This is a genomic window from Polluticoccus soli, from assembly GCF_029269745.1.
GTDB lineage: Bacteria > Bacteroidota > Bacteroidia > Chitinophagales > Chitinophagaceae > Polluticoccus > Polluticoccus soli.
Genome location: NZ_JARJHT010000001.1, coordinates 2,081,652 through 2,106,893, shown reverse-complemented (window position 1 = coordinate 2,106,893; position 25,242 = coordinate 2,081,652). Strand labels below are relative to the sequence as shown.

Below are 25,242 nucleotides of genomic sequence, written 5' to 3'. Positions count from 1 at the left end.
TTTCTTTTCCGATGAGACAAACTGCCAGATTAAAATCCTCCCAGCAGGAGTGCTACGAAGAATGCGAAAATGCCGATAACTACAAGTATAGAAAGATCAACTATTCCCAGCGAAAATCCGGCAATACCTATTCCGCGCAACGGCCGCCTGCGCGCACCCATTGCTCCCAAAATAATAGAAGCGATGCCTAGCAGACCAGCAGGGATCAACAAAACCCACATCAGGGAGTAAAGTGCCACTGCTATAGCAGCTAGCCCGCCGATAGCAAGTCCCAGCGACGCGATGCTCAACGCAGGGTTGTCAGCACCCTCACCATTGTAAGGAGGAGCGGGCAGGTTATATTTTGCGACCGTCGCGTTGATGAATTCATCGAAGGAACGCTTTTCTGTTTTGACAGAAATTTCCGCATCGGCATTTACAGGGAATGCCGCACTAACGGGCTCCGGGCTGAACACTAATGCAATAAGAAAGCATATTACCGGGTAAATAAGGTTTTTCATAGAGGTTTAAAGTATTTTGCGACAAGATATACAACCAAATGCCTGAACGCAAAGCTTTTAGATACATAACCTTTTTATTATTGCTTTGGTGTGACTTTGGCCAACTCACCGCACAGGAATATATCCTGGTCGGATCATTGACAGTTGATGGTGCCGGTAGCTACACTTATAAACTTCAGTTCAAAGATTCAGCAGGCACGATCAAAGGTTTTTCTATAACTGACATTGGCGGCAAGAATCAGACAAGGTCGGCCGTCACCGGTTCCATTAACGAAAGCAAAAAAGAACTGGTATTTAGAGAGGTTAACATCTCTAATACCAAATCAACTGCTGCCAGGGATAGCTTTTGTTTTGTACACGCGCGGCTAAAGTTGGCGGGCATGAAAAAGGGCAAGGCATTGAAAGGACGTTTTACTGGCTACCGGTCAGGTGGTAAAAGCCAGTGCGCAAAAGGTAGCATTGTATTATACAGCGCTACAGATGTGCTTGACAAGCTAATGAAGCAAAACCCGACAGCCGATAGTCTACTGAAACCGCTAAAGGCGCGATTGCGGGAGCCAGACACGAGCCAGACTAACGCTACCACAGTAAACAGCGGTTCAAGCTTTGAAACTACTTACACATCATCAACTGCCACGCTTGAGCTTTGGGATGATCAACACATAGATGGTGATATTGTGTCGGTACTACACAACAGGCAAACGATATTGTCGCGGCATTCACTTGCCTCGACCAGGAAACAGCTTACTTTTCAATTGACTGGCAAAACCGATACCATTGCGCTGGTAGCGATCAGCGAGGGTAGCGAGCCCTCTAATACAGCCATGCTTAAACTCACAACAGGCAGCTCCATACATTACCTTAAAGCCTCATCTAAGCTCAATACGCCTACATATATAATATTAAGGGCTAAGGGCAGCAATTAGCCTATTAGTTTCTACCTTTGCAACGTTTTTCATATATAATAGAATGCCCTCAATAAAACCGTTTCTTCGTTTAAGTGGACTGGAACCTCTGGTGGTTCGACCGGAGACAAATTTTGTGAATGTAGGTGAGCGTACTAACGTTACCGGCTCGAAAAAGTTTGCGCGACTGATAAAGGAGAACAAATATGAAGAAGCTCTTTCAGTAGCCCGCCAGCAAGTAGAAAGCGGCGCTCAGGTGCTGGATGTGAACATGGACGATGCCCTGCTAGACGGCGTGCAAGCCATGACCACTTACCTGAACCTGTTGCAAAGCGAACCAGATATTGCCAAGATCCCCATCATGCTCGATTCGTCGAAGTTTGCGATCATCGAGGCTGGATTGAAATGCGTACAAGGCAAGTGTATTGTTAACTCTATATCGCTGAAAGAAGGCGAGGAGAAATTCATTGAGCAGGCATTCATATGCAAAAGCTTTGGTGCTGCTGTTATCGTAATGGCATTTGATGAGAATGGCCAGGCAGATACACTGCAACGCAGGGTAGACATTTGCCAAAGGGCATACGACATACTGACCCAGCAAGTGGGTTACCACCCGCAAGACATCATCTTCGATCCGAACATCTTCGCGATTGCAACCGGTATCGAAGAACATAATAACTACGCGGTAGAGTTCATTGAAGCTACCCGCCAGATAAAACAAAGAATGCCACTTACCAAGGTGAGTGGTGGTGTAAGTAACGTTTCGTTCTCTTTCCGTGGTAATGATGTGGTGCGCGAGGCAATACACAGCGTATTCCTGCTGCATGCTATCAAAGCAGGCATGGATATGGGTATTGTGAACGCCGGCGCCCTGCAGGTGTACGACGAAATAGAACCGCAACTGCGCGAACTGTGCGAAGACGTGGTAATGAACCGCAGGCCTGATGCGACGGAACGCCTCGTAACATTTGCAGAAACGGTAAAAGCCAAAGGCAAAGAAGAAAAGAAAGACGATGCATGGCGTGGTACTTCTGTTGAAGAACGTCTGAAACACGCACTGGTGAACGGTATTACCGACTATATAGACCAGGATACTGAAGAAGCACGCCAGAAATACCCCAAACCACTCGACGTGATCGAAGGTCCGCTGATGGATGGCATGAACGTAGTGGGCGATCTGTTTGGTAGCGGAAAGATGTTTCTGCCACAGGTAGTGAAAAGCGCACGCGTGATGAAAAAATCAGTAGCTGTACTCACCCCTTATATAGAAGCAGAAAAAGAACAACGCAGGCTGGCACACATTGCCGCGGGCACTGTGAACGAAGAAACAGCCGGCGCGGCTAAAATATTACTGGCAACCGTAAAAGGCGACGTGCACGATATCGGCAAGAACATTGTGGGCGTGGTACTTGGTTGTAACGGTTACGATATCATCGACCTTGGCGTGATGGTACCTGCAGATAAAATACTGGAAACAGCGCAGAAAGAAAATGTAGACATCATCGGTCTCAGTGGTCTTATCACACCATCGCTCGACGAGATGGTGCACGTGGCCAAAGAAATGAAGCGCCGCAACATGAACCAACCCCTGCTGATAGGTGGTGCTACTACGTCGCGCATGCACACCGCTATCAAGATATCACCAGAATACCAGGAAGGCGTGGTGCACGTGCTGGACGCCAGCCGTAGCGTGACTGTAGCGGGTAACCTGTTGAACAAAGAGCAGAAACCCGGCTTCCTTGGAGGTATAGATACGGAATACAAAAAACTGCGCGAGGATTTTGCGAGTAAGCGGACGGTGAAACAATATATCAGTTTCGGTGACGCACAGCAAAATCCTGTGAAGATAAACTGGGAAGGCTACACACCACCGAAACCAACATTTACCGGAATCAAATCGTTCGATAGCTACGATCTCGCTGAGATCAGGCAATTCATAGACTGGGGACCGTTCTTCATTACGTGGGAAATGCGCGGCAAGTACCCCGACATACTGAAAGACGAGCACGTAGGCACCGAAGCCACCAAGCTGTTTAACGATGCGAATGCCCTGCTCGACCAGATCATTTCAGAGAAATGGCTAACGGCGAAAGGCGTAGTAGGTTTCTGGAACGCCAACAAAACGGCACCGGATACTGTAATTGTAAAAGATGACAATGGTAAGGAACTCTTTGCGCTAGAACACCTGCGCCAGCAACAAAAGAAAGCTGCAGGACAACCTAACTTCTCCCTGGCCGACTTCATCAGCCCTGTAGCAGATGACTATATGGGCGCCTTCGCAGTAAGCATACACGGCATTGAGCCGCACTTGAAGAAATTTGTAGATAACCACGACGACTATAATAAGATCATGCTGCAGGCACTGGCTGACAGACTGGCTGAAGCTTTTGCTGAAGTGTTGCACAAGCGTACCCGTACAGAATTCTGGGGATATGTAAAGAACGAAACGCTGAGCAACGAAGATCTGATCAAAGAAGAATACCAGGGTATTCGTCCGGCGCCAGGCTACCCTGCCTGCCCCGATCATACGGAGAAGTACAAACTGTTCGACCTGCTGAACGCAACCGAAAACGCAGGTATCGAGCTTACGGAATCGCTGGCTATGTATCCCGGCGCCTCGGTATGCGGCTGGTATTTCAGCCATCCGCAAAGCACCTATTTCGGTGTAGGTAAAATATCTGAAGACCAGTTGAACGACTATGCAAAACGCAAAGGCATGAGCATAGAAGAGGCAACAAAATGGTTATCACCAATACTGGAAGGATAATGCTGAAAGAAACAAAAGAGTTTATAGACACGTTTGAGCCAAAGCTGCCATTAAAGCCAACTGAAAAGCTGGCCCTGGTGATATCATTCATATTTCACCCGGTGTTCATGCCGAGTATACTTCTGTATGCTATGTACAAGTTCGTACCCGCCAGCTTTGCAAGTGTTGATGCCAAGGACTTCGGCTTTGTATACATGGCACCGGTATTTGCCTGTACTGCTTTCTTTCCAATACTCAGTGTGTTGTTGATGAAAGCGCTGGGCTTTGTGGAAAGTATACACCTGTACAAACCAAGGGACCGCTACATACCACTTACGGTGTGTATGATCTTTTACTTCACACTCTACTATTTCTACAAACAAGCTAATGCGCCGTTTTTACTGAGGTTACTGCTATTAGGCAGTTACTGGAACCTGGTGGCTCTTTTTATTGCCAACATATTTGTTAAGGTAAGCATGCACACAACGGGTGCAGGTGGTATGATCGGCATGCTGATAGCCCTAATGTTTATCAGTCCAATTAGCCTTACCCTGCCCCTTTTTCTCGGTTTGTTGATAGCGGGCCTTATTGGCACGGCCCGCATGCTGCTGCGCGCGCATCATGCTTCAGAAATCTGGTTGGGTTATGCGCTGGGCATAGTGATACAACTCGCGGCCTACTGGTACCTGAGCTAAAGAATTCATGATAAAGAAAAAAGCCCTTGTCTAGCGAGGGCTTTTTCTTTTATGTTATTCTGGTATCGCACCAGCCATGGCGGTGTTATTAACGCGCTGGCTATGAATATTTTCCAGGGTTTTGATGAGCTCCTCGTTAAAGGCCTTCAGGTCGGCGGGCTTACGGCTGGTTATCAGGTTGGCATGGTGCACCACCTCCTGGTCTATCCAGTTGGCGCCTGCATTTTTCAGGTCGGTCTTTATAGCGGCTGTAGATGTCAAGGTCATGCCGGGTAGTAGCCCTGTTTCAACCAGCAGTTGCGGGCCATGGCAAATAGCCGCTACCGGCTTGCCCGATTGCAGGAATATTTTTGCGAATGATACCGCCTTTTCATTCCGACGCAGTTTATCAGGATTGATGACCCCACCCGGTAAAATGAGTGCGTCATAGTCGCCTTCGCTGGCCTCGTCAACAGTTTTATCTACAGCTATTTTGCTGCCCCAGTCCTTTTTATCCCAGCTCCTGATCTTGCCGCTTTCGGGAGAGATAATATCGATCTTAACGCCCTCGTCTTCAAGGGCTTCCTTGGGTTTCAGCAATTCCGACTCTTCAAATCCTTCCTCGGTGAGAATAGCAACGCGTATGCCTTTAAGCTTTTTCATACCTGTTATTTAAGTGGTTGTAAGCTAGCGGGCGTAAAAACTATGCCATTATATAGCTTTATAAAATAAATAAAATATCGTATATTTGCTATACTGGACGGATCGTTCCTTTTGCGATCCAGCTACTGTTGGCGTTTCTCGCTTTTTTTGAAAACGGGCTAAAAAGTACACAAGAGCCAACAACCATGAACATATTAGAATTGAATATCAGCCAGTTAACTTTTTAGCCCAGTTATTAGAACATTGAAAATTTCGTATCAATTTGTAACAAATTTGCCCCGAAACCATTGATATAGCTGAATTGCACATAAAGAACATTTAACGGGCTGTAACAAATCAGCACGCCATAACATATTAACTTTGCCCCTTCCTTATGAAATTACTCCTACAATATCTTTCGCGACATAAATGGCTGATCGTCCTTGCCTTAGTGCTGGCCGCCATCAACCAGGTCTTTTCCCTGCTTGATCCATATATATTCGGTCATTACATCATCGACCCTTATGCCAAACAGCCTCATGCCTGGACACTCGATCAGTTCATCAAAGGCATAACCGGCGGTTTACTGCTGCTTATCGGCACTGCCATGATATCCAGGATAGCTAAGGCCTTCCAGGACTATACAGTCAACGTCGTTATCCAGAAGTTTGGCGCCCGGTTGTACACCGATGGCCTGCAGCACGCCCTGAGCCTACCCTTCCAGGAATTTGAAGACCAGCGTAGCGGTGAGACCCTTTCCATACTTCAAAAAGTGCGTTCAGACTGCGAGAAGTTCATCAACGCCTTCGTCAACATCCTGTTTACTACCGTCGTAGGTATTGTATTTGTTGTGGTGTATGCCATCAGCCTTAGCAGCTGGCTGGTACTTATCTACCTTGGTGGCGCTTTGATACTGGGCTGGCTCACCAGCTTGCTCAGTAAAAAGATCAAAGTAATCCAGAGCAGCATCCTCAAAGAAACCAATGCACTGGCAGGCAGCACAACCGAAAGCCTTCGCAACATTGAGCTGGTTAAAAGCCTCGGCCTTACCCAACAGGAGATCAACCGCCTCAACTCGACAACCATCAAGATACTCGGCCTGGAACTGAAGAAAGTACGCGGCATGCGCTCTATATCTTTTGTGCAGGGTACGTTCGTCAACTTCCTGAGGCAGTGTATCATGTTCGCCCTGCTGTACTTTGTTTTTAAAGACAAGTTGACGCTGGGCCAGATGGTGACCATGCAGTTCTATACCTTCTTCATCTTCGGTCCGTTGCAGGAATTGGGAAATATCATCCTAACCTGGCGCGAGGCTGAGGCATCGCTGAACAACCTCAAACAGCTGATGAGCAAACCTGCAGAGCGCAAACCGGCACACCCCCAGGCCATCCACGAAGTAAAGTCAATGCGTTTTGAAGGTGTGACATTTCAACACAACACTGCTACACGCGCTGCACTCGAGGAGATATCTTTTGAAGTAAAGCTGGGACAAACAGTAGCTTTTGTCGGCCCATCAGGGTCGGGTAAAACAACGCTGGTAAAACTGCTGGTTGGCTTGTATCCCCCAAAAGCCGGACAGATCTATTACAACGATATTGCCAGCTCCGAAATAGATTTTGATGAGCTGCGCCGGCAGATAGGTTTTGTAACACAGGACACGCAGCTGTTCTCAGGTACCATCAAAGAGAACCTGCTGTTCGTTAACCCCAAGGCCACAGACGAGGAGATACAGGAAGTGTTGCAAAAAGCGGCTTGTCAAAACCTTCTGGCCCGCGCCGAGAACGGTATTGATACCATGATAGGCGAAGGCGGCCTGAAACTTTCAGGCGGTGAGCGCCAGCGCTTGTCGATAGCACGTGCATTGCTGCGCCATCCAAGGCTGATGATATTTGACGAGGCTACTTCTGCACTCGATTCTTTGACGGAAGAAGAAATTTCTTACACAATACGCAACATAACGCAACAACGCCAGCACATCACCGTCATGATCGCGCACAGGTTATCAACCATCATGCATGCCGACAGAATATTTGTACTGGAGAAAGGCCGCATAGTAGAAACAGGTACCCATCACGATCTACTAGAAGAAAAAGGCTTGTACTACGCCATGTGGCGCCAGCAGATCGGCGAGCGCAAAGACACGCAGCCTAAGTTGCAGAAAGCTTAAATTGTTACAGTTGTTACAGGACGATGTTCTGTAACAACTCACTTTTAGCCGGGTAGTCAGTATTGTAATGCAGTCCCCTGCTCTCTTTCCTGAACTGGGCGCTCTTTACTATGAGGTAGGCAGTAGTGATCAGGTTACGAAGCTCGCAGAGTTGTGGCGACACGATGCTGCTTCTATAGAGTTCTTCAGTCTCTGAGTGTAACAGGTCCAGTCGGTTCAGGGCGCGATGCAAGCGAACATCATTTCGCACGATACCTACGTAGTCGCTCATAACTTGTTGCAGTTCTTTTAGGCTTTGCGTTATGAGGATCATCTCCTGTGGTTCAGTCGTACCCAAGGCATTCCACTCAGGTATGCGCTCCTCGAAGGCAAGTAAATCGATCTTTGCCGCTGCGTCCTTTCCGCACCGATGGGCAAAAACCAAAGCCTCCAGTAGTGAGTTAGAAGCCAGGCGATTGGCGCCATGCAAGCCGGTGCTGGCACACTCGCCACAAGCATATAGGTGGCGAATAGATGTTCCGCCGACCTGGTCTGTTTTGATGCCACCACAGCAATAGTGCGCTGCCGGCGCCACAGGTATATAGTCTTCCAACGCGTCTATACCTATGCTCTTGCACTTGGCATAGATATTCGGGAAGTGCTCTTTGAATTTGATGGGATCCATGTGCGTGCAGTCGAGGTACACATGCTCTGTACCAGTGCGCTTCATCTCATTGTCTATCGCACGCGCTACCACATCGCGCGGGGCAAGGTCAGCACGGGAGTCATACTGCAGCATGAATGCATCGCCGGCTTTATTGCGCAGAATGGCGCCATCGCCTCGTACAGCTTCGGTTATCAGAAAAGAAGGACTTACTCCAGCCTCATACAAGGCTGTCGGGTGAAACTGGATGAACTCCATGTTCTCTATCCTCGCCTTGGCGCGGTAAGCCATAGCAATACCATCTCCCGTCGCGATCTTCGGATTGGTGGTAGTACGGTATGCTTGTCCCACACCGCCAGCGGCCATTACTGTTACCTTCGAGAGTATCTTTTCAATGTTATAATTCTGCAGGTTGAGGGCGTAGACACCATAACATTCAATATCGGGGGTGGATTTGGTAACAAGGTGACCAAGATGGTGCTGCGTGATAATGTCCAGCACGAACCAATGGTTGTGTATACTGATGTTCTTGTGGCTTCTCGCTTCTTCTACCAGCGCACGCTCTATTTCAAAACCGGTTATGTCTTTATGGTGCAGTATGCGGAACTCAGAGTGACCACCTTCCTTGCCACGCATATAGTCGCCTTCCGGGTCTTTGTCAAACTGTGCGCCCCACTCAATTATCTCATTTACCCGCGCCGGGCCTTCTTTCACCACTATCTCTACCACTTCAGGATTGCAGAGGCCATCACCGGCTACCAGCGTATCGTCGATATGTTTCTGAAAACTGTCTTTCTCCAGGTCGTTCACTACTGCGATACCCCCTTGGGCATATTTGGTGTTGGTCTCATCCGTATTCGCCTTAGTGAGTATCGTGATCGTCTTATCAGGAAACTGTCGCGCCATCTTTACGGCAAACGTCAACCCTGCTATGCCCGAACCTATTACCAGGAAGTCAGTCTGAATCATATCTTAAATAAAAAACGGTCCATGAAGGACCGTAATTTATAACTTTTATGCTTACTGACTTTAGAAGCTCGACGTAATACCGAGACGAACACCGCTGAATGCTGGTTCGTAACGGCAAACGCCACCGGTACAGTTGATACCTTCCACTTGTTTCACGTAAGAAGCGGTGAAACGGTGAGGACCTTTTGTGAAGGCAGTGAACACGTTGTAATAGTGGTGACCACCATTGGTTGCAGCAGGACCTGGGTCGATGTTGTACATATCAGATACTGCGAACGACCATTTTGGAGCGATGTTGAATTCAACCAGTCCGAATATCCATGAACCGAAGTCTTCTTTTGTTTGCTGGTACTCCCACTGTGTACGTATAGAGTGCTTTGAGTCGAAACGGTAGGTAACTTCTGCAAACGGGATGAACGACTTAACAATGGGAACACCAGGTTTCACCTGGTAGATCTCCTGGTTGTACTGCATCAGCTGCACACCACCTTGCAGGATGATATCTTTCAGACCTCGGTATTCTGCTTCAGCATAAGCTTCGCGATACAGCAGTTTTTCTTCCAGGGTGTTGATGTGTGTGTAGTTAAAAGTAAGGCTGAGGTCATCGTTAGGAGCAACCAGGACGTCACCACCCAGCGCCATTTCAGAAATATCCTGAGAAGCCGGAGTGTAACGTGCCATCAGGCGTTGCGGGCGCAGACGGGCAACGATAGGCTGCCAGTTCATCATACCACGCAGCAGTACCTGGTTTGGTGAGGTGCGCATTACGAAGTCTTCAGTACGCTTACCTGTCAGGTTGATGGCAAAGCCCTTACGTGCGTAACCAAGGGTAGTGTATTGTGCGTTACCATCACCAAATTGAAGCCTGTTGTCTTTTACAAATGCTTCTTCGGTCTTGTAGGCACCTTCCATATACCATGAGAAATCGCCCCATGTCAGCGTGTTGTACGCTGTGAACGCATACATATTGTATTTGGGAACGAACCTTGTCTCCATCGGCTGGCTATTGATGGTAGACACCACTTGGTCCATAGACGCCTGGTCAAGCGTGCGGTTCAATATACCTACACCCGGAGTCATGTGCGCTTTGTCACCAAGGTTTACTTCACCTTCGACATTACCGCCTTTGATGATCGGCAAATAACGTTCGAAGAGAAACTTCTGCTGGCCCGCAAATGCTTTTGCGTACAGGTTCTCACCGATCTTGTATTTCAGGTGCACACCCACCAATGCGTTGTCGATCAACAAACCACGGTCTTCGTAAGCACGAAACAGAATACCACTACCGATCTGGTCGTAGATATAACCTGCAGTTACAGTAAGATCATGATATTCTTTACTCAAGCTCCATGCACCGATACCAAAACCACTAAATGCCTGAACTGGATTCAGCAGATTAGAGTTATGAAATGCATCTGTGCGTAAAGTTGCTGTAAATCCCTTATTGTAGTAACGCATGCCAAGCCATGCTTCACCACCACTTAAGTAGTTGTCATACAACGGATTCCCGTCAGCATTAATAGTTGAATCTCTCCTAAAGAAATTCGCGTTCATCATCAGATCTCCCGATAGCGTCCCCTGCGCTAAACCACTTACACTTATCGCTGTGAGTGCGAATAATACAATATACTTTTTCATCAACTGATTGGTGAATTCTAAAATTTCTCTAAATTTAAAACTTCTATTAAAATCTGGCAAGATTTTCGATTCATTTATTTAAAACATAAGTTAATATGAAGAATTTGATGGCAGCGGGTTTAGCGCTGTTTTTTGCTGTAACCGCCAACGCTCAGACAGCAGAATTACCCAATACCACGATCAAGGATCTTAACGCAAACAAGAAGGTAGCGTTCAGCGATGCCATTCAAAAGGACAAAGTAACTCTGGTAAGTTTTTGGGCTACGTGGTGCGTTCCTTGCAAAAAAGAGATCAAGAACGTGCGTGAAAAAATGCCCAAATGGAAAGAGGAAACCGACTTCAACTTTGTTACCGTTTCTATAGACGAATCGAGGGCTGAGGGCCTGGTTCGCAGCTATGCTAAATCACAAGGCTGGGACTTCCCTTTTTACATCGATCCCAACTCTGATCTGAAGCGTTCGCTGAACTTCCAGACAGTGCCATTTACCATGATCATCGACAAGACAGGTAAGGTAGCCTACATGCACTCTGGTTATGAAGAGGGTAGCGAAGATGAGGTTTACGCCAAGATCAAAGAGCTAGCCAAGTAGTCAACTGACTCAACAATACATTAAAAGAGTTTCTTAATTGAAACTCTTTTTTTATTTATTTTCATGGCAAAGTTTTCATGAATCCAGCATCCGACACATGAAAAAAACTATTGCTATCACCGCAGGTGTGGCCCTTTTTGCTGCACTATTAATATTCAATCCATTTAGCCTTGATGAAAAGGCCTGCAAGGTCGCAGCTGTAGCTATACTTATGATCGTTTGGTGGGTGACCGAAGCAATGCCAATGCCTGCTGTGGCGCTTATACCATTAGTTCTCTTTCCTGTTCTCGGTGTCGCAAAAACCGAAGAAGCAGCAGTTTCGTATGGCAGTCCTATTATCTTTCTCTTTCTGGGTGGGTTCCTGATTGGACTGGCGGTAGAGAAATGGTTGCTCCATAAACGGATAGCATTAAAGATCGTCGGCATCACAGGCACTAGTGGCAACCGCATTGTACTTGGGTTCATACTGGCAACGGGACTATTGAGTTGGTGGCTAAGTAATACGGCCACTACTATGATGATGTATCCTATAGCACTGAGCGTGCTGAACGTAATGGAAGCTAATATGGGAAAGGATAAGGCCGTTCAAAACCTCAACGTTTGCCTGATGTTGGCCATTAGCTATTCCGCAAATTTCGGCGGTATTGCAACCATCATAGGTACTCCACCCAATGTTGCCTATGTGGGCTTCCTGGAAAAGAATGATGGCTATGCTTTTGCTTTTGCAGATTGGATGAAGCTTTGCGTACCCCTATCGTTTCTGCTGCTCGGCAGCCTGTACATCGTGATGACGCAATTCCTTTATCCAATTCGCATGAAGGCGGATGAGACCACAAAAGCTACCATCACAAAAGAGCTGCAATGTTCTGATAAGATGAGTGCGGCTGAAAAACGTGTAATGGTCGTTTTTGCTACCACTGCGCTCCTCTGGATGACTAAAGACATCATCAATAAACAGCAGACCCTATTCAAGCTTGACGACACAATGATTGCGGTAATGGGCGCCTTGTCGTTATTTATGATACCATCTGGCAATGTAAAAGGCCAGGCCCTGCTTAACTGGGACGACACTAAAAAAGTAGCCTGGGGTATCCTTTTGCTTTTTGGTGGTGGTATCAGCCTGGCCGACCAACTTGGAAAGGCAGGCATCGTCGAATCAATTGGACTCTGGATAGCAGGCTTTGCTACGGGTGGCATTCTGCTGGTATTCATCATTGCTACAGTCTCCATCTTTACCAGCGAGGTGATGAGCAATGTAGCCCAGGTGATCGTATTCGCGCCGGTAATTGCGGGCATGGCAAAGGCTTTGCATATCGATGCCCTTCAACTAGGCATGGCTATGACACTTGGCGCCAGTTGTGCGAGCATGTTGCCGATGGGCACGCCACCCAATGCAATTGTATTTGCCAGCGGCAGGTTGCAACTAAAAGACATGATTAAGACGGGCTTTGTCATGAACATTATATCGGCGGTGCTGATAACATTATTCTGCTGGTACCTGTTACCTGTGCTGGTAAAGGCTATTCAGTAATGGCTAGTCTGCCGGTCTGTACAGCAATACCTTCAATTGAAACGCGATACAAGTATATTCCCGGCTTTACACCTGCAGTATTCCATTCCACCTTGTTATGAGCTGCCGGCAGATTTAATTGAGCAACGCTCCTGCCAAGGACATCTGACACCTCGATAACCGCGTCCTTTTGAGCATCAAGCGCAAAAGTTATCTGACCACTTGCCGGATTCGGGAACACTTTAAATTGTCTAACGCCGCCAACATCGTCAATACCTACATACACCGGATTGATCCTGCAATCTGTTTTTTGAGTAGAATACCTTGCCTGGGCCGTATTGGGGTATTGATTGTATGGAAATGGAGTACCTATTGTTGGCCATTGCAACTGACCCTGCCAAAACGGTGGCGGGCTGGTTAGATACAACGATTGCTCAGCCGCGGTACTACCAGCGGGAGTCAATATTCCTTTAATAGTGTTTGCTTGTTGCAAGTGTCCAACACCAGCCAGGCTAAAGTTACCCATCGCAGGGCCGGTATTCGTCACCTCGTTGCCAACAAAGTTTACACTATCTGTAACCCCGGTACCACTGTTCATGAAAATACCATAGAGCTGGGCGCGGTTGCGGAAAAAGGTATTGTATGGTCCATTCTTTCCGTGCGAATTGTCGATCACTATATGCTGCACGACATTGCCTTCAAAAAGATTGAGATAAGGATAGTCGCCATGTAGTACAGCGTCGCCAGCAGAGTTGGCGGGCAAAGGTGGTTCATTCCAGTTAGGATCTTTTGAGTAATTATATGATAGCACGTTGCCGTTAGCGCCTAACTGCAAAAGCATTGAGTGCCGCAAAAACTCAAAGAGGTTATTATCTACCAGGCAGTCGCCAGTAGTGTATTGCAACACTACCCCATAACCACGTCCACCACCGCCATAGCCATGTGAATGGTGAATATAATTTCCACGGATGAGCATGTGCGACGAGGCATTCAAGCCTATGTGTGCAAAATTGGTGCTGTTGCTCTCCACACCTATCACCCAGCTGTTGACTACGTAATTCGTGTACACATTATAGGTCTGTGTAGCTGTTGAATCCTGGCGCTCTATATACAGGCATTCGATACCAGCACCTTTCACAGGTGTAATTTTCCGGACAAAGGGCATCGAATCGACAGGGTAGTTTCTTCGTAGTATGTTATCCGCAACAAGGGTGTCGCCTATTATGTTTTCTATCCGAAATATCTGGCCGGTAACACCATAAGCCCAGGGTGAGGTGACTTTGCTGGTATCATCATCAGTCACCATCATCCAGTCTCCCACTCCCAAACCCGTTTTATTCATCAGCACCAGAATACTATCGTTCTTATTAGCCGTTTGCACCACATCCCAGGTAGTCGTGCTAATTGAGCCCTCTATAATGATCGCATTCTGAAACGCACCACCGAGATCGAACAATAACTTTGTGGCATTGCCCGCGCCCCTGATCACCAGGCTGTCGCGAAGTGAAATAGGTTGCGTGAACAAATATGTTCCTGCGGGAAAATCAATCACCCCCGGTCCTCCGCCCAACGCAGCCACTGCGGCCTGGAAGGCAGTATGATTGGAAGCTGAGCCATTATCAATCCCACCATAGTTCATAATATTGATGACATTGGCGTAGGCAGGCACCGGTCCCTGAAGCCCAGCTTTACTCCAGTCAGTAATACGATTGGCAGGTATTGCCTGCGCTTTAACTCCATTTGCAGAGAAGAGCAGTGCGATACCAATAAGCGGAACGTATATGTTTTTCATACAAGGAAGGTTCATCTATACAATTTACCGATAATCTGACCGAGAGAAAAAATATTTTGAACTGGCGTAGGGGTAAATGCTGTTGGGGTTGTCGTATATAAAAGTACACATTGAAAGAAGCCGTTATCTTTGCGCTCGGGCATCCGTTCATACGTATGGAAAATGAGTCGGCCGGAATCCAGCTGATAGATGTCGGCAGCGAAGTAATATTTGAAAGAACCTTTAAATCCCATTTTAAGGCACTGCATGCCTATGCCTGTACCATCCTGCGGAGTGAGGCAATGGCCGAAGAAGCGGTTCAAAACGTTTTCTATAAGCTTTGGGAAAAGAAAGACCAGATCAACATTAAAGAATCGTTGAGTGCTTACCTGTACCGCGCCGTTTACCACGAGTGTCTCAACATGATGAAACATTCTAAAGTAAAGGATGCCTACAAAGCACACACTACCTACCTGCACACCGATATTGAAAAAGCCAACGAAAGAACTTCGCTCAAAGAACTGGAAACAAAACTGGCCGATGCATTGAAAGACCTGCCGGAACAGTGCCGCACCATCTTCCAGATGAGCAGGTTTGAAGAATTGAAATACCGCGAGATAGCCGAGCAGCTCGGACTGTCGGTAAAAACCGTAGAGAACCAGATGGGAAAGGCCCTGCGCATACTACGCGAGAAACTGGCCGACTTCCTGCCGATGATCATTTTATTTCCTCATCTTTTAAATATGCTGTCGTGAAAAAGAACCAGATGAGTGATGACCTGCTGGTAAAGTATTTACTAGGTGAAACTACCGCCGAAGAGCAGACCCTGGTAACAGACTGGATAGAAGCCAGCCCTGCAAACAAAAAACATTTTGAACATTTTGAGCTGATATGGAGCAAGAGCAAACAACTGGCCGCACAAAGCACGGTTGATGAAAATGCCGCCTGGGCGCGTTTCAAACAGCGAGTTGAAACACCTGCTCAGCACGCACCCAAAACAATTAAGTTGTCACGCCCTTCATTTTCATGGGCACGGGCTGCTTCGATCCTACTGGTGATCGCTATTGGTGGATTGCTCACGTATTTTATTATGAACCGTGAGCCGGCAATGATCACCCGGCAATCCGGCAACAACGTACTGATCGACACCCTGCCTGACGGTTCTGTAATAACACTGAATAAACAATCTACGCTCAGCTACCCGGAAGAATTTGATGGCGATACACGAAGCATAGCGCTCAACGGTGAAGCATTCTTCAATGTAACTCCGGATAAGAAAAAACCATTTATCATCTCGGTAAATGACGTCACCGTTAAAGTAGTGGGCACTTCATTTAACGTTAAAAACACCGCCGAAAAGACGGAGGTGATCGTGGAAACGGGCATTGTGGAGGTAACGAAGAAAGACAATGAAGTAAGCTTGAGTCCTAATGAAAAGGCGACAGTACTAAAAGGTGCTGACGCCCCGATAAAAGAGGAAAACGAGGATGTGCTTTATAACTACTACCGTACAAAAGAGTTCATATGCAACGCCACACCACTTTGGCGACTGGTGGACGTATTGAACGATGCCTATGGAGTGAACATCATCATTGCTAATCCAAGGCTGAAAAACATTGAGTTAACAACTACTTTCCGCAATGAACCTATTGAAAAGATACTGGTCGTTGTCAGCGAAACACTCAACATTCATGTTGAAAGAAAAGGTGTCGACTACATTTTAAAATAATTCCATGCGTCCCGCCCCAAGAGTACTGTTCCTGTTTTGCTTTGCATTGCTGATAACTACCACCGCGTTTGCCCAGGATCACCTGAACAAACTGGTTACTATTAGTGCCAATAAAAAACCTCTGAAGTCGGTGCTGCAATCTATCAGCCAACAAGGGAGATTCATCTTTTCTTATAACTCTAACATCATTAACGACGATAGCCTTGTCACCATCAATGCTAATAGGAAACCTGTCCGCCAGGTGCTTGATGACTTGTTCGGTAGTAACATCTCATATAAAGAGAAAGACAAGTACATTATTCTGCAGCGTGCAGAATCGTTTTGGTATGTATCAGGATATATTTATGACGAGCTGACAAATGAAGGACTCGGCTATGTGAGTGTGTACGAAAAACAGCAGCTGGTGGCCTCCATGACCAATGACAAAGGCTATTTCCAGCTCAAAATGAAAGACCGGTCGCAGCCTGCAGTCATTAGCGTGAGCAAAGCCTGGTATTCTGATACAGCTATCGTCATAAAACCAGGCCAAAACCAGGCTATCGCTGTTAAGATCAAACCTAAAGAAGTCCTGCTCGATTCAGTTGTCATAACACCGAATGTCGAAAAAAACTGGCTGGGCAAATTCTTCGTTTCATCGAAGCAACGCATGCAGAGCCTGAACATCGATCAATTTTTCGTCGACAAACCTTACCAGGCATCGGTAATACCGGGCGTGAGTACACAGGGCAAAATGAGCGGACAGATAAACAATAAATTTTCGTTCAACCTATTGGGCGGCTATACCGCGGGCGTAAATGGTTTTGAGCTGGCGGGTCTTTTCAACATTGTAAAGAAAGACGTGCACTATGCACAAGTGGCGGGCGCGTTCAACATAGCCGGCGGCAACCTGGATGGAGCTCAGGTAAGCGGACTATACAACCAGATGCTTGGTTCGGTGGACGGTGTGCAAGTAGCTGGTCTTAGTAACATTGTGATGAAAGGCGTGGCAGGCGTACAGGTGAGTGGCGTATATAGCCACTCTTCCATCAATACAGAGGGTGTGCAGATCGGTGGCCTGGCCTCCTTTACCAAAGACACGATGGACGGACTGCAGATAGCCGGCGTTGCCAGCGTTGCCGGCAAAAATGCCAGCGGTACCCAGATAGCTGGCCTGGGCAATATCAGCGGAGGAGAAATGGACGGCGTGCAAATAGCAGGCTTGTTCAACTATGCAAAAAAACTGGATGGCTTTCAGTTCGCGTTTGTCAATATAGCGGATACCTCAACTGGCTATAGTGTTGGCTTTCTCAACCTGGTATGGACAGGCTACCATAAGTTATCACTAAGCACCAACGAGGTGCTGCACTTCAATGCAGCGTTTAAGGCAGGCAATAAAAACCTGTACAGTATCCTGTTTGGTGGGCTGAATCTCGATGCCGATAGCAAAGCATATTCTTTCGGCTACGGTCTCGGTACAGAGGGCCGCATCAGCAACCGCTTCACTTTGAACCCGGAATTAACCTCGCAATACCTCTACCTGGGCGACTGGGAACATCTGAACCTGCTGAATAAGTTCACGCTTAACCTGAACTTCCGGATCAGTAAAGATGTTTCCATATATGCGGGTCCATCGATTAACATCTACTACTCCAACCAGGGCAACACTGCCAAAGAAGGTTATATGCATACCGTACCCGCGAAGGGCTATGCAGTGGCCGAGATATACAACACGTTGCTGACCGGCTGGTTTGGCTGGAATGCCGGAATAAATATTTTTTAGACCTCGTAGGGGTAAGCGCATAGCTCGTTGTCATATTTCAAACAACGAGAAAAATGACAAAGAAGGCACTCCAACTGGCAGCAGGTTTATTACTCTCCATATCCACATTCGCACAGGAAGAAAGGCCATTTCATATTGGGCTGATCTACCCCATCAGCAGCAACGGCATCAATGCGAAAGACTATGTCAACTACTGCTCTATGCATGCCATCGGCGGGCTTTCCGGCGGCGAACGCGGTTTCTGTGCTTCGGGTTTCGGCAATGTGATCAGCGGCTGCGCTACGGGCTTTACAGCGGCAGGATTTGCTAACATCATCCAGGAACATGCAGGCGGTGCACAGGTGGCAGGGTTTATGAACTGTATCGGCTCTGATGCTGACGGTGTACAGGCAGCAGGGTTCATGAACCTGTCCAGTAGTGGATCGGGAGCACAGCTGGCAGGTTTTGCCAATATCACACCGGGCAATTACGATGGTTTCCAGGCAGCTGGTTTTATGAACCTATCCTGCAATACAGATGTGCAGATCGCGGGGTTCATGAACACAGCCTCCAAAGTGGAAGGTTTGCAGGCCTCAGGATTTATCAACGTAGCTGGCGATGCAAACAGCCAGATCGCGGGATTTATCAACGTAGCTGGCAAAGTGAAGGGCACGCAAATAGGGTTTATCAACATAGCCGAAGAAAATGATAACCCAATAGGCATTGTAAACATTGTTAGAAATGCCGAGAAGAGCCTCGGCGTGACAGTTGATGAATCGTTAACAGCACTTGCAACCTTCCGTTCAGGCGGCAAAAACATGTATGGCATTATCGGTGCCGGTTACAATCTGAGCCAGGACGATATTCTTTGGGCAATTGAAACCGGCCTTGGTGTGCATGCAAACATCAGCAAGAGCTTCCGAATAAACTTCGAAGTTGTTGCCAGCAGTCTCACCAACTTTTACGAGGACGCTTACTTCAAATCATCGATCCGTGCTTTGCCTTCACTGATGATCACAGACAGGTGGGAAATATTCGCAGGTCCAACATTCACCTTTACCGAATACGACGTGCACAACGACGGTCTTGAAGCAAACTACCTGTGGTCAAACACTTCCTGGAATAGCTTTATCGGTTTCCACTTTGGCGCGATGGGTGGTGTACAGGTCCATTTGTAAAAATTCTTTCACGTCATAGGGGTACACGCCTTCCCAGGCATCTCATTAAAGAACACGAAAAACATCAATCACTCGACATGAAAAGATCAGTCATACTAATATCCTCGCTAGTTGCTTTTGCTGCAGCCGAAGCGCAAACAACCCAACAGGAACAAACCTATACCCAAACGAGCAGTGCTAGCAGGCTTACTCAAAAAGTACGCGGCCGTGTCACAGATGCAGAATCAAAACAGCCACTACCTGGCGTTGTTGTTGTACTGGTATCAGACAAACAAATTGCCGGCACTACAGACGAAAACGGCTACTTCAGCATTGAACGCGTACCTATTGGCAGGCAGTCATTCCAGTTCAGCTACATGGGCTTTGAAACCTATACCGCCTATGAAGTACTGGTAATATCCGGCAAGGAACTGGAATTGAACGTTACCATGCAGGAGAGCATCAACAGGCTAAAAGAAGTAACCGTTAGTGCAACTAAAGAACGAACCAAACCGTTGAATGAATATGCAACCATCAGCGCACGATCTTTCTCCGTAGAAGAAACAAGGCGTTATGCTGCATCCTTTGCCGACCCTGCACGTATGGTCATGAACTTCCCGGGTGTATCCAACGCCGGTGATATGGATAACAGCATAGTAGTGCGTGGCAATTCGCCTAAAGGTGTTCTGTGGAGACTGGAAGGAATTGAGATCCCGAGCCCTAATCACTTTAGCTCCCTTGGTGCATCTGGTGGTGCAGTAAGCATGCTGAATGCAAACGTACTCGGCACATCAGATTTCTATACGGGTGCCTTTGCCCCGGAAATAGGCAATGCTACCGCTGGTGTATTCGACCTCAACTTCCGGAATGGCAATACCGAGCGTTACGAACATAGTGTACAAATTGGCGCGCTGGGTATGGAGGTTTCAACCGAAGGCCCCTTTCAGAAAGGCAAACGCGCTTCTTACCTGCTCAACTACCGCTACTCTACACTTGCACTACTGAGAGATTTTATCTTGACCGGAACGCAGGTGCCTGAATACCAGGATGCAGCTTTCAAAATAAACCTGCCAACCGACAAGGCCGGCACCTTCACACTGTTTGGACTCGGAGGCTACAACCAGGTAGACCAGGCGGCAAAAGCCGATAGCAGCAAATGGGATGATGAGAATCCGAATATTGGTTTCGACAACAAAAGCAAAATGGGCGTAGCCGGTGTATCACACCAATACTTTGTGAAGAAAGATGCTTATATCAAAACAATCATTTCTGCATCGTACGATAAGTCGAGCCAGTACGCCGATACACTGAATCCTTCCGAGGCTTATACCAAAGTACCCATTGAGAACAACAGCTTTGAGAACATAGCTTACCGCGCAGCGATCATGTACAATGAAAAGCTGAATACACGTCACTCATTCAGGACAGGTGTCATTGGCCAGCAAATGCAGTATGATTTTGCTTACAACTATTACGACGGCAATAAAAAGCAGTGGAAGAATGTATTGTCGGGCGATGGACAGACGCAGTTCTACCAGGCTTACATTCAATGGAAAGCCCGACTGTCTCAAAAACTGACGTTGACTGGTGGTGTACACGGCTCCTATCTCGCACTCAATGAGAAATACAGCATTGAACCTCGCGCGTCACTGAGCTACCAACAAAACAAGAGCAAATACACACTGGCAGCTGGCATGCACAGCAAACCTGAGCACATATCCACCTACCTGTTCCAGGACAATTCAAAAGGTCAGTCGTTTACCTATCCCAACAAAGACCTAGATCTATTACGCTCACTACATACCGTAGCTGGTTATGAAACAGCGCTCCCGTGGCAAATACGCATGAAGATCGAAGCCTATTATCAGCATCTGTACGACATCCCGGTCGAGAAGGACTCTGCGAGCGGCTTCTCTATCATCAACGCACAAAACATCTACTCACTACTTGGCACAAAACCACTGGTTAGCGATGGCACGGGCACTAACTATGGTGTAGATATTAGCTTTGAGCGTCCATTCAGCAATAACTACTATATAATAGCAACGGGCTCTATCTACAAGTCAACATTTACCACCTACGGCGGTGCCGAGTACAATACCATGTTCAATCGCGGGCACCAGCTGAACATCATAGGCGGTAAAGAATTTAAACTCTCGGCCAGCGGCAGGAAGATACTGGGGTTAAATGGTAAGGTGCTGTATAGCGGTGGCCTGCGCGAGTCACAGATAGACCTGGCAAAATCAAGGGCAACCAAACAAACCGAATATGTTCCCGGTAAATACTTCACCGAGAAAGGTCCTGTCTACTTCCGTGCAGATGCGTCGGTATACTATAAGATCAACAACAAGCGTGCTACACACACCATTCAGTTCGAAGCACAAAACCTGACCAACCGCGAGAACTATTACTTCTCGTATTTCGATAGCAATGCCGGTGAGGTGAAACGCGTAAATCAAATAGGCTTGCTACCTAACCTTAGCTACCGCATCGATTTCCATTGGTAATACAAATAACAACCTTAAAAAAATAAACAAAGTATAGAAATGAAACAGACAGTATTATTTGCAGCTCTATTCAGCATGATAGCATTCTCTTCATGCAGAAAACACACCCTTGTTGGCGAAGGACCAATAGTGGAAGAAACACGTACGCTCGAAAACTTCGAAAGTGTACAGGCCGATGGCAGCCTTGATGTAGTTGTCTATCCTTCTACAACAAACAAAGTGGTGATTAGCGGTTACTCTAACCTCATACCGATTTTTGAAACGGACGTGATCAACGGTAAGCTCAGGCTTAAGTACGCCGACAAGTATTATAATATCAGGCACGACAACCTGCATGTTACGGTTTACACCACCAATATGAGTTCCTATTCATTCAACGGATCAGGCCACTCTACCATCAAAGCGGATCAAAACTCGCCTGACATGTATGTAGAAATAAACGGATCGGGCGATATAGACATAGAACAGAATGAGTTTGTCAATGTAAAATGCAAGATCAATGGTTCAGGTAATATAAATGGCAAGCAATGCCAGGCCGACAATGCAGCTATGCGTATCTCCGGTTCGGGCAGTATTGAGATGACAGTGAACAAATCGTTGGATGTTGAAATATCCGGATCTGGCGATGTGAACTATTGGGGTGGCGCATCTGTAACCGATGCGGAGATATCGGGGTCAGGCAAGATCAAAAAGCATTCTTAGTGTAACTCGGGGCTGTTCCACTAAAAAAGAAAGGGATCCAATTGGATCCCTTATCTTTTATCACACTAAACCAAACACACTATCTTAGTTCATAGCCAGGTATTGATCGTTCTGAGCAGTCGAATCGCCCTTTTCTATTCGTCCGGCGCCAGCATATACCTTAGACCAGTAATTCTCGTCCAGGCTGCTGATCGTTACACCCTTGCTCGAGCACGAGTGAACGAAAAAATTATTTTTCAGGTACACACCTACGTGCGAGATGCGGTTGCCCATTGTCTTAAAAAATACCAGGTCGCCTTCTTGCAGGCTATCCTTACTTACCTCTGTACTCATGTCATGCTGGAAGTAAGAGGTACGTACGATATCTGTTTTAAATACCTCACGATACATATTCTGCACCAGTGCCGAACAGTCCACGCCATTCTGCGTCGTACCGCCCCAAGCGTACTTCGTACCGTACCACTGGTCGATAAACGCATACAGGTCTGTATTCTCCATGTCCTGCACAGAAGCGTCAAGTTTTTCCGCATACTTGTTTTGCAGCATGTTTATATAGAAGTTGGGAGACTGCACCAAAGGCGAAGGGCCATTATATTCCGCAAGCGTATTTTGGGTAATGGCTGATGAGGTAAGCTCTTCAGAATTGAACGCAAAACCAAATACTGTAGAGCTTGACAAAATACATGTTACCGCAACGCATGCCTTTAAGAATGTAGATTTCAAATTCATCATCTTTTCAAGTGTTTTGGGTACGGAGCAAAGGTACGATAGAAACGTAGACCAAACACCTCAAAATGGTTGATTAACAGCGATTTAAGACATCAAATAGTTTTCTTTAACACAGGAAATTGACATGAAAAAAGCGAGCAAAATGCTCGCTTTTTTTGGGAGAAAACCCAACTGACTATTTTTTCTTTTTCCTGCATTCTACCTTGATGAAATGCTCCATGTTATCCATCATTATATGGTACATCTCGCGGTTAGAATTTTCAGTGATGTAAACAGTACCATCATCGTCAACATCTGCATTAAATAACATATCAGGTGTTATACCATTCATTAGCTTATCCAGCTGCAGCGTTAGCACACTCAGGTAGTCGTCGCCATCAAGTAATAATACGTCTTTGCCTTCTACTTTCATTTCCACATCACGGTTGATCGCAAAGACAACCGGCACAGAAATGCCATTCTCCGTAAACTGGCCATCAAGGCGCAGTGCCGCATCCGGATATGAAGGCTCCAGGCGGATCTTGTACTTGATCTTATCATAGGTGCCGGGAGGTAACATGATATTCCCAAGCAAAGAAGCTGTGGGTGCAAAGAGATCAAACGCGCGGTCTGTTTTTGACTTATACGTTATCTCTGACCCATCGTCCGATTTTGCCTCAAACTTGATCTCGTCGGCGTAGCCCGAGCCAGACAGCCATGCAAAGGTTGTCCCTGGCACAAGTTCAGCACCGCCCTCTTCGGTGTTAACTTCATAATATACCGAACGGCTTCCGGTAGCTGGACTAACTTTCTTTTCGTCTTTACTACATCCAACGGCGGCAACGGACAGTAATGCGCAGGCTAACAAGGTCCTGATCTCTTTCATAAGCATATGTTTTTGTGATTGTCTGAGCTCGGCAAAGAATTTGTGCCACAAACCGGCTATATCAATGGTGATTCAGTGGTTAGCGTCACATGGCAGATAATGTTGAGATATAAGCTCATCTTCAGCAGTACAGTTGATAACAATCCCTTAAGGCTTCTTTAGGATAGTTTTAACATTTCTATTTCGCACTTAAAAGCCACAGGTTCAGTGAGTTGTTGCCGAGTTTCCCCAGGATTTGCAAGCCATAATAAAAAAGGGATGTCGATTGACATCCCTTTTTTCAATACTATCAGCTGAACTATAAATGACCCTTTTCTACAAGGTATTTAAATAGCTTTTCAAGAGGCGCTGCCTTGTTATATAAAATAGCTACTGCTTTGCCATCCAGCTGTAGGCTCCAGTCGGCATCCTCATTTGCAGTAGGGTGTGAAGCCTTGCACACAAGCGCATCATTTGCATTATATACAGAAATGACGGTTATGTCCCCTTCTTCCATCCGCTTGAATATGCCAACCATCTCGCTGTTATTGTAGATGTTATTGTCCTTAAGACTAATGTCAGCGGGACCGCTGGGTTTAGGGTTGTCATTCACCACAATTACCCTATCGTTATTTGCGGCAGGGGCTATTGGTTTTAGAAAAGTACCGTTGTTCAACAGGATAAATTTTCTTTCCTCAGCTTCGCTGACCTTTCCATCTTTTACGAGATTGGCACCTGCTATTCGTTTTGCCAGTGGCTTAATGATGCTCAGCATGCCAAACCCGGTGAGCATGCACTGGTTACCGGTTTTGGTAAACACCATCTGGTAATTGATCGTTGTGCTGGTACCGCCACCAGAATTATATTTTTCACCTTTTACAAGCTTCAAGTAAGCCAACTCTTCATGTTGCAGATTTTCGAGTGAAAAATCACTTTCCATCATGGACTTGTTCTTAGGCGTCAGGTAAAAAGCTTCCTGGTCATCTACTTTTACCAGGCCTGTGCTTTTCTCTACATCAACATCCTGTGCCATTGCAACCGACGAGACCAGCATCACTACAGGTAATAAAAAACGCTTCAT

General features: G+C 46.7%; 20 protein-coding genes. 12 read left to right on the top strand and 8 right to left on the bottom strand.

Annotation, left to right across the window (positions count from 1 at the left end):
* Positions 1-29: 29 nt before the first annotated feature.
* A complete protein-coding gene (locus P2W83_RS09270) occupies positions 30-500 on the bottom strand; it encodes a hypothetical protein (protein WP_276133440.1) in 471 nt (156 codons plus the stop codon).
* A 38-nt stretch (positions 501-538) separates the two neighbouring features.
* Here P2W83_RS09270 and P2W83_RS09265 point away from each other — a divergent pair, with 38 nt between their 5' ends.
* Genes P2W83_RS09265 through P2W83_RS09255 form a run of 3 tightly spaced genes read left to right on the top strand, consistent with a single transcriptional unit; the run spans position 539 to position 4,846 of the window.
* Positions 539-1,426, top strand: coding sequence for a hypothetical protein (locus P2W83_RS09265; RefSeq protein WP_276133439.1), 888 nt, complete (start codon positions 539-541; stop codon positions 1,424-1,426).
* 43 nt (positions 1,427-1,469) lie between these two features.
* A complete protein-coding gene (gene metH, locus P2W83_RS09260) occupies positions 1,470-4,172 on the top strand; it encodes a methionine synthase (protein WP_276133438.1) in 2,703 nt (900 codons plus the stop codon).
* Entirely contained in the window at positions 4,172-4,846 is a 675-nt protein-coding gene (locus P2W83_RS09255; RefSeq protein ID WP_276133437.1) for a hypothetical protein, read from the top strand. The genes metH and P2W83_RS09255 overlap by 1 nt, the downstream gene beginning before the upstream one ends.
* A 54-nt stretch (positions 4,847-4,900) precedes the next feature.
* On the opposite strand, the gene P2W83_RS09250 is transcribed toward P2W83_RS09255, so the two are convergent.
* On the bottom strand, positions 4,901-5,488 hold the full coding sequence (locus P2W83_RS09250) for a type 1 glutamine amidotransferase domain-containing protein (RefSeq protein WP_276133436.1): 588 nt from the start codon (positions 5,486-5,488) through the stop codon (positions 4,901-4,903).
* A gap of 373 nt (positions 5,489-5,861) precedes the next feature.
* Here P2W83_RS09250 and P2W83_RS09245 point away from each other — a divergent pair, with 373 nt between their 5' ends.
* Positions 5,862-7,634: an ABC transporter ATP-binding protein gene (locus P2W83_RS09245; protein WP_276133435.1), complete on the top strand. Its 1,773-nt coding sequence runs from the start codon at positions 5,862-5,864 to the stop codon at positions 7,632-7,634.
* 13 nt (positions 7,635-7,647) lie between these two features.
* Here P2W83_RS09245 and nadB read toward each other — a convergent pair whose 3' ends face one another.
* Together nadB and P2W83_RS09235 are read right to left on the bottom strand one after the other, a co-directional pair.
* Positions 7,648-9,246 carry an L-aspartate oxidase gene (nadB, locus tag P2W83_RS09240; protein WP_276133434.1) on the bottom strand — a complete coding sequence of 533 codons (1,599 nt, stop codon included), beginning with the start codon at positions 9,244-9,246 and terminating at the stop codon, positions 7,648-7,650.
* A gap of 60 nt (positions 9,247-9,306) precedes the next feature.
* Positions 9,307-10,884, bottom strand: a complete 1,578-nt coding sequence (locus P2W83_RS09235) for a DUF6029 family protein (protein WP_276133433.1) — start codon at positions 10,882-10,884, stop codon at positions 9,307-9,309.
* Between the two features lie 95 nt (positions 10,885-10,979).
* Here P2W83_RS09235 and P2W83_RS09230 point away from each other — a divergent pair, with 95 nt between their 5' ends.
* Positions 10,980-11,474, top strand: coding sequence for a TlpA family protein disulfide reductase (locus P2W83_RS09230; RefSeq protein ID WP_276133432.1), 495 nt, complete (start codon positions 10,980-10,982; stop codon positions 11,472-11,474).
* Between the two features lie 97 nt (positions 11,475-11,571).
* The gene (locus P2W83_RS09225; RefSeq protein ID WP_276133431.1) at positions 11,572-13,005 is read left to right on the top strand and encodes an SLC13 family permease; all 1,434 of its coding nucleotides are present in this window, start codon (positions 11,572-11,574) and stop codon (positions 13,003-13,005) included.
* Here the strand turns inward: P2W83_RS09225 and P2W83_RS09220 are convergent.
* Positions 12,995-14,776 carry a T9SS type A sorting domain-containing protein gene (locus tag P2W83_RS09220; protein WP_276133430.1) on the bottom strand — a complete coding sequence of 594 codons (1,782 nt, stop codon included), beginning with the start codon at positions 14,774-14,776 and terminating at the stop codon, positions 12,995-12,997. The genes P2W83_RS09225 and P2W83_RS09220 overlap by 11 nt on opposite strands.
* Positions 14,777-14,886: 110 nt before the next feature.
* Here P2W83_RS09220 and P2W83_RS09215 point away from each other — a divergent pair, with 110 nt between their 5' ends.
* From P2W83_RS09215 to P2W83_RS09190, 6 genes are all read left to right on the top strand, one after another.
* A complete protein-coding gene (locus tag P2W83_RS09215) occupies positions 14,887-15,510 on the top strand; it encodes an RNA polymerase sigma-70 factor (RefSeq protein ID WP_276133429.1) in 624 nt (207 codons plus the stop codon).
* Positions 15,507-16,484, top strand: coding sequence for a FecR domain-containing protein (locus P2W83_RS09210; protein ID WP_276133428.1), 978 nt, complete (start codon positions 15,507-15,509; stop codon positions 16,482-16,484). Before P2W83_RS09215 ends, P2W83_RS09210 begins: the two co-directional genes overlap by 4 nt.
* Positions 16,485-16,488: 4 nt before the next feature.
* Entirely contained in the window at positions 16,489-18,243 is a 1,755-nt protein-coding gene (locus tag P2W83_RS09205) for an STN and carboxypeptidase regulatory-like domain-containing protein (RefSeq protein WP_276133427.1), read from the top strand.
* 53 nt (positions 18,244-18,296) lie between these two features.
* Complete coding sequence (locus tag P2W83_RS09200) at positions 18,297-19,400, top strand: hypothetical protein (RefSeq protein ID WP_276133426.1); 1,104 nt, start codon at positions 18,297-18,299, stop codon at positions 19,398-19,400.
* 77 nt (positions 19,401-19,477) lie between these two features.
* Positions 19,478-21,886, top strand: a complete 2,409-nt coding sequence (locus P2W83_RS09195) for a carboxypeptidase-like regulatory domain-containing protein (RefSeq protein ID WP_276133425.1) — start codon at positions 19,478-19,480, stop codon at positions 21,884-21,886.
* Between the two features lie 39 nt (positions 21,887-21,925).
* Positions 21,926-22,588, top strand: coding sequence for a head GIN domain-containing protein (locus P2W83_RS09190; RefSeq protein ID WP_276133424.1), 663 nt, complete (start codon positions 21,926-21,928; stop codon positions 22,586-22,588).
* An 84-nt stretch (positions 22,589-22,672) separates the two neighbouring features.
* Here the strand turns inward: P2W83_RS09190 and P2W83_RS09185 are convergent, their stop codons facing one another.
* The 3 genes from P2W83_RS09185 to P2W83_RS09175 all read right to left on the bottom strand — a co-directional run bounded on the left by P2W83_RS09185 (position 22,673) and on the right by P2W83_RS09175 (position 25,242).
* Positions 22,673-23,266, bottom strand: a complete 594-nt coding sequence (locus P2W83_RS09185) for a C40 family peptidase (RefSeq protein WP_276133423.1) — start codon at positions 23,264-23,266, stop codon at positions 22,673-22,675.
* 226 nt (positions 23,267-23,492) lie between these two features.
* Positions 23,493-24,182 carry a hypothetical protein gene (locus P2W83_RS09180; RefSeq protein WP_276133422.1) on the bottom strand — a complete coding sequence of 230 codons (690 nt, stop codon included), beginning with the start codon at positions 24,180-24,182 and terminating at the stop codon, positions 23,493-23,495.
* A 298-nt stretch (positions 24,183-24,480) separates the two neighbouring features.
* The gene (locus tag P2W83_RS09175) at positions 24,481-25,242 is read right to left on the bottom strand and encodes a hypothetical protein (RefSeq protein ID WP_276133421.1); all 762 of its coding nucleotides are present in this window, start codon (positions 25,240-25,242) and stop codon (positions 24,481-24,483) included.

Excerpts from the sequence above, each read along its gene's own strand:
- P2W83_RS09225 (WP_276133431.1), top strand. The coding sequence starts at position 11,572 with ATGAAAAAAACTATTGCTATCACCGCAGGTGTGGCCCTTTTTGCTGCA.
- P2W83_RS09205 (WP_276133427.1), top strand. The coding sequence starts at position 16,489 with ATGCGTCCCGCCCCAAGAGTACTGTTCCTGTTTTGCTTTGCATTGCTG.
- nadB (WP_276133434.1), bottom strand. The coding sequence starts at position 9,246 with ATGATTCAGACTGACTTCCTGGTAATAGGTTCGGGCATAGCAGGGTTG.
- P2W83_RS09245 (WP_276133435.1), top strand. The coding sequence starts at position 5,862 with ATGAAATTACTCCTACAATATCTTTCGCGACATAAATGGCTGATCGTC.
- P2W83_RS09250 (WP_276133436.1), bottom strand. The coding sequence starts at position 5,488 with ATGAAAAAGCTTAAAGGCATACGCGTTGCTATTCTCACCGAGGAAGGA.
- P2W83_RS09230 (WP_276133432.1), top strand. The coding sequence starts at position 10,980 with ATGAAGAATTTGATGGCAGCGGGTTTAGCGCTGTTTTTTGCTGTAACC.
- P2W83_RS09190 (WP_276133424.1), top strand. The coding sequence starts at position 21,926 with ATGAAACAGACAGTATTATTTGCAGCTCTATTCAGCATGATAGCATTC.
- P2W83_RS09200 (WP_276133426.1), top strand. The coding sequence starts at position 18,297 with ATGACAAAGAAGGCACTCCAACTGGCAGCAGGTTTATTACTCTCCATA.
- P2W83_RS09265 (WP_276133439.1), top strand. The coding sequence starts at position 539 with ATGCCTGAACGCAAAGCTTTTAGATACATAACCTTTTTATTATTGCTT.
- P2W83_RS09195 (WP_276133425.1), top strand. The coding sequence starts at position 19,478 with ATGAAAAGATCAGTCATACTAATATCCTCGCTAGTTGCTTTTGCTGCA.
- P2W83_RS09270 (WP_276133440.1), bottom strand. The coding sequence starts at position 500 with ATGAAAAACCTTATTTACCCGGTAATATGCTTTCTTATTGCATTAGTG.
- P2W83_RS09175 (WP_276133421.1), bottom strand. The coding sequence starts at position 25,242 with ATGAAGCGTTTTTTATTACCTGTAGTGATGCTGGTCTCGTCGGTTGCA.
- P2W83_RS09220 (WP_276133430.1), bottom strand. The coding sequence starts at position 14,776 with ATGAAAAACATATACGTTCCGCTTATTGGTATCGCACTGCTCTTCTCT.
- P2W83_RS09180 (WP_276133422.1), bottom strand. The coding sequence starts at position 24,182 with ATGAAAGAGATCAGGACCTTGTTAGCCTGCGCATTACTGTCCGTTGCC.
- metH (WP_276133438.1), top strand. The coding sequence starts at position 1,470 with ATGCCCTCAATAAAACCGTTTCTTCGTTTAAGTGGACTGGAACCTCTG.
- P2W83_RS09255 (WP_276133437.1), top strand. The coding sequence starts at position 4,172 with ATGCTGAAAGAAACAAAAGAGTTTATAGACACGTTTGAGCCAAAGCTG.
- P2W83_RS09235 (WP_276133433.1), bottom strand. The coding sequence starts at position 10,884 with ATGAAAAAGTATATTGTATTATTCGCACTCACAGCGATAAGTGTAAGT.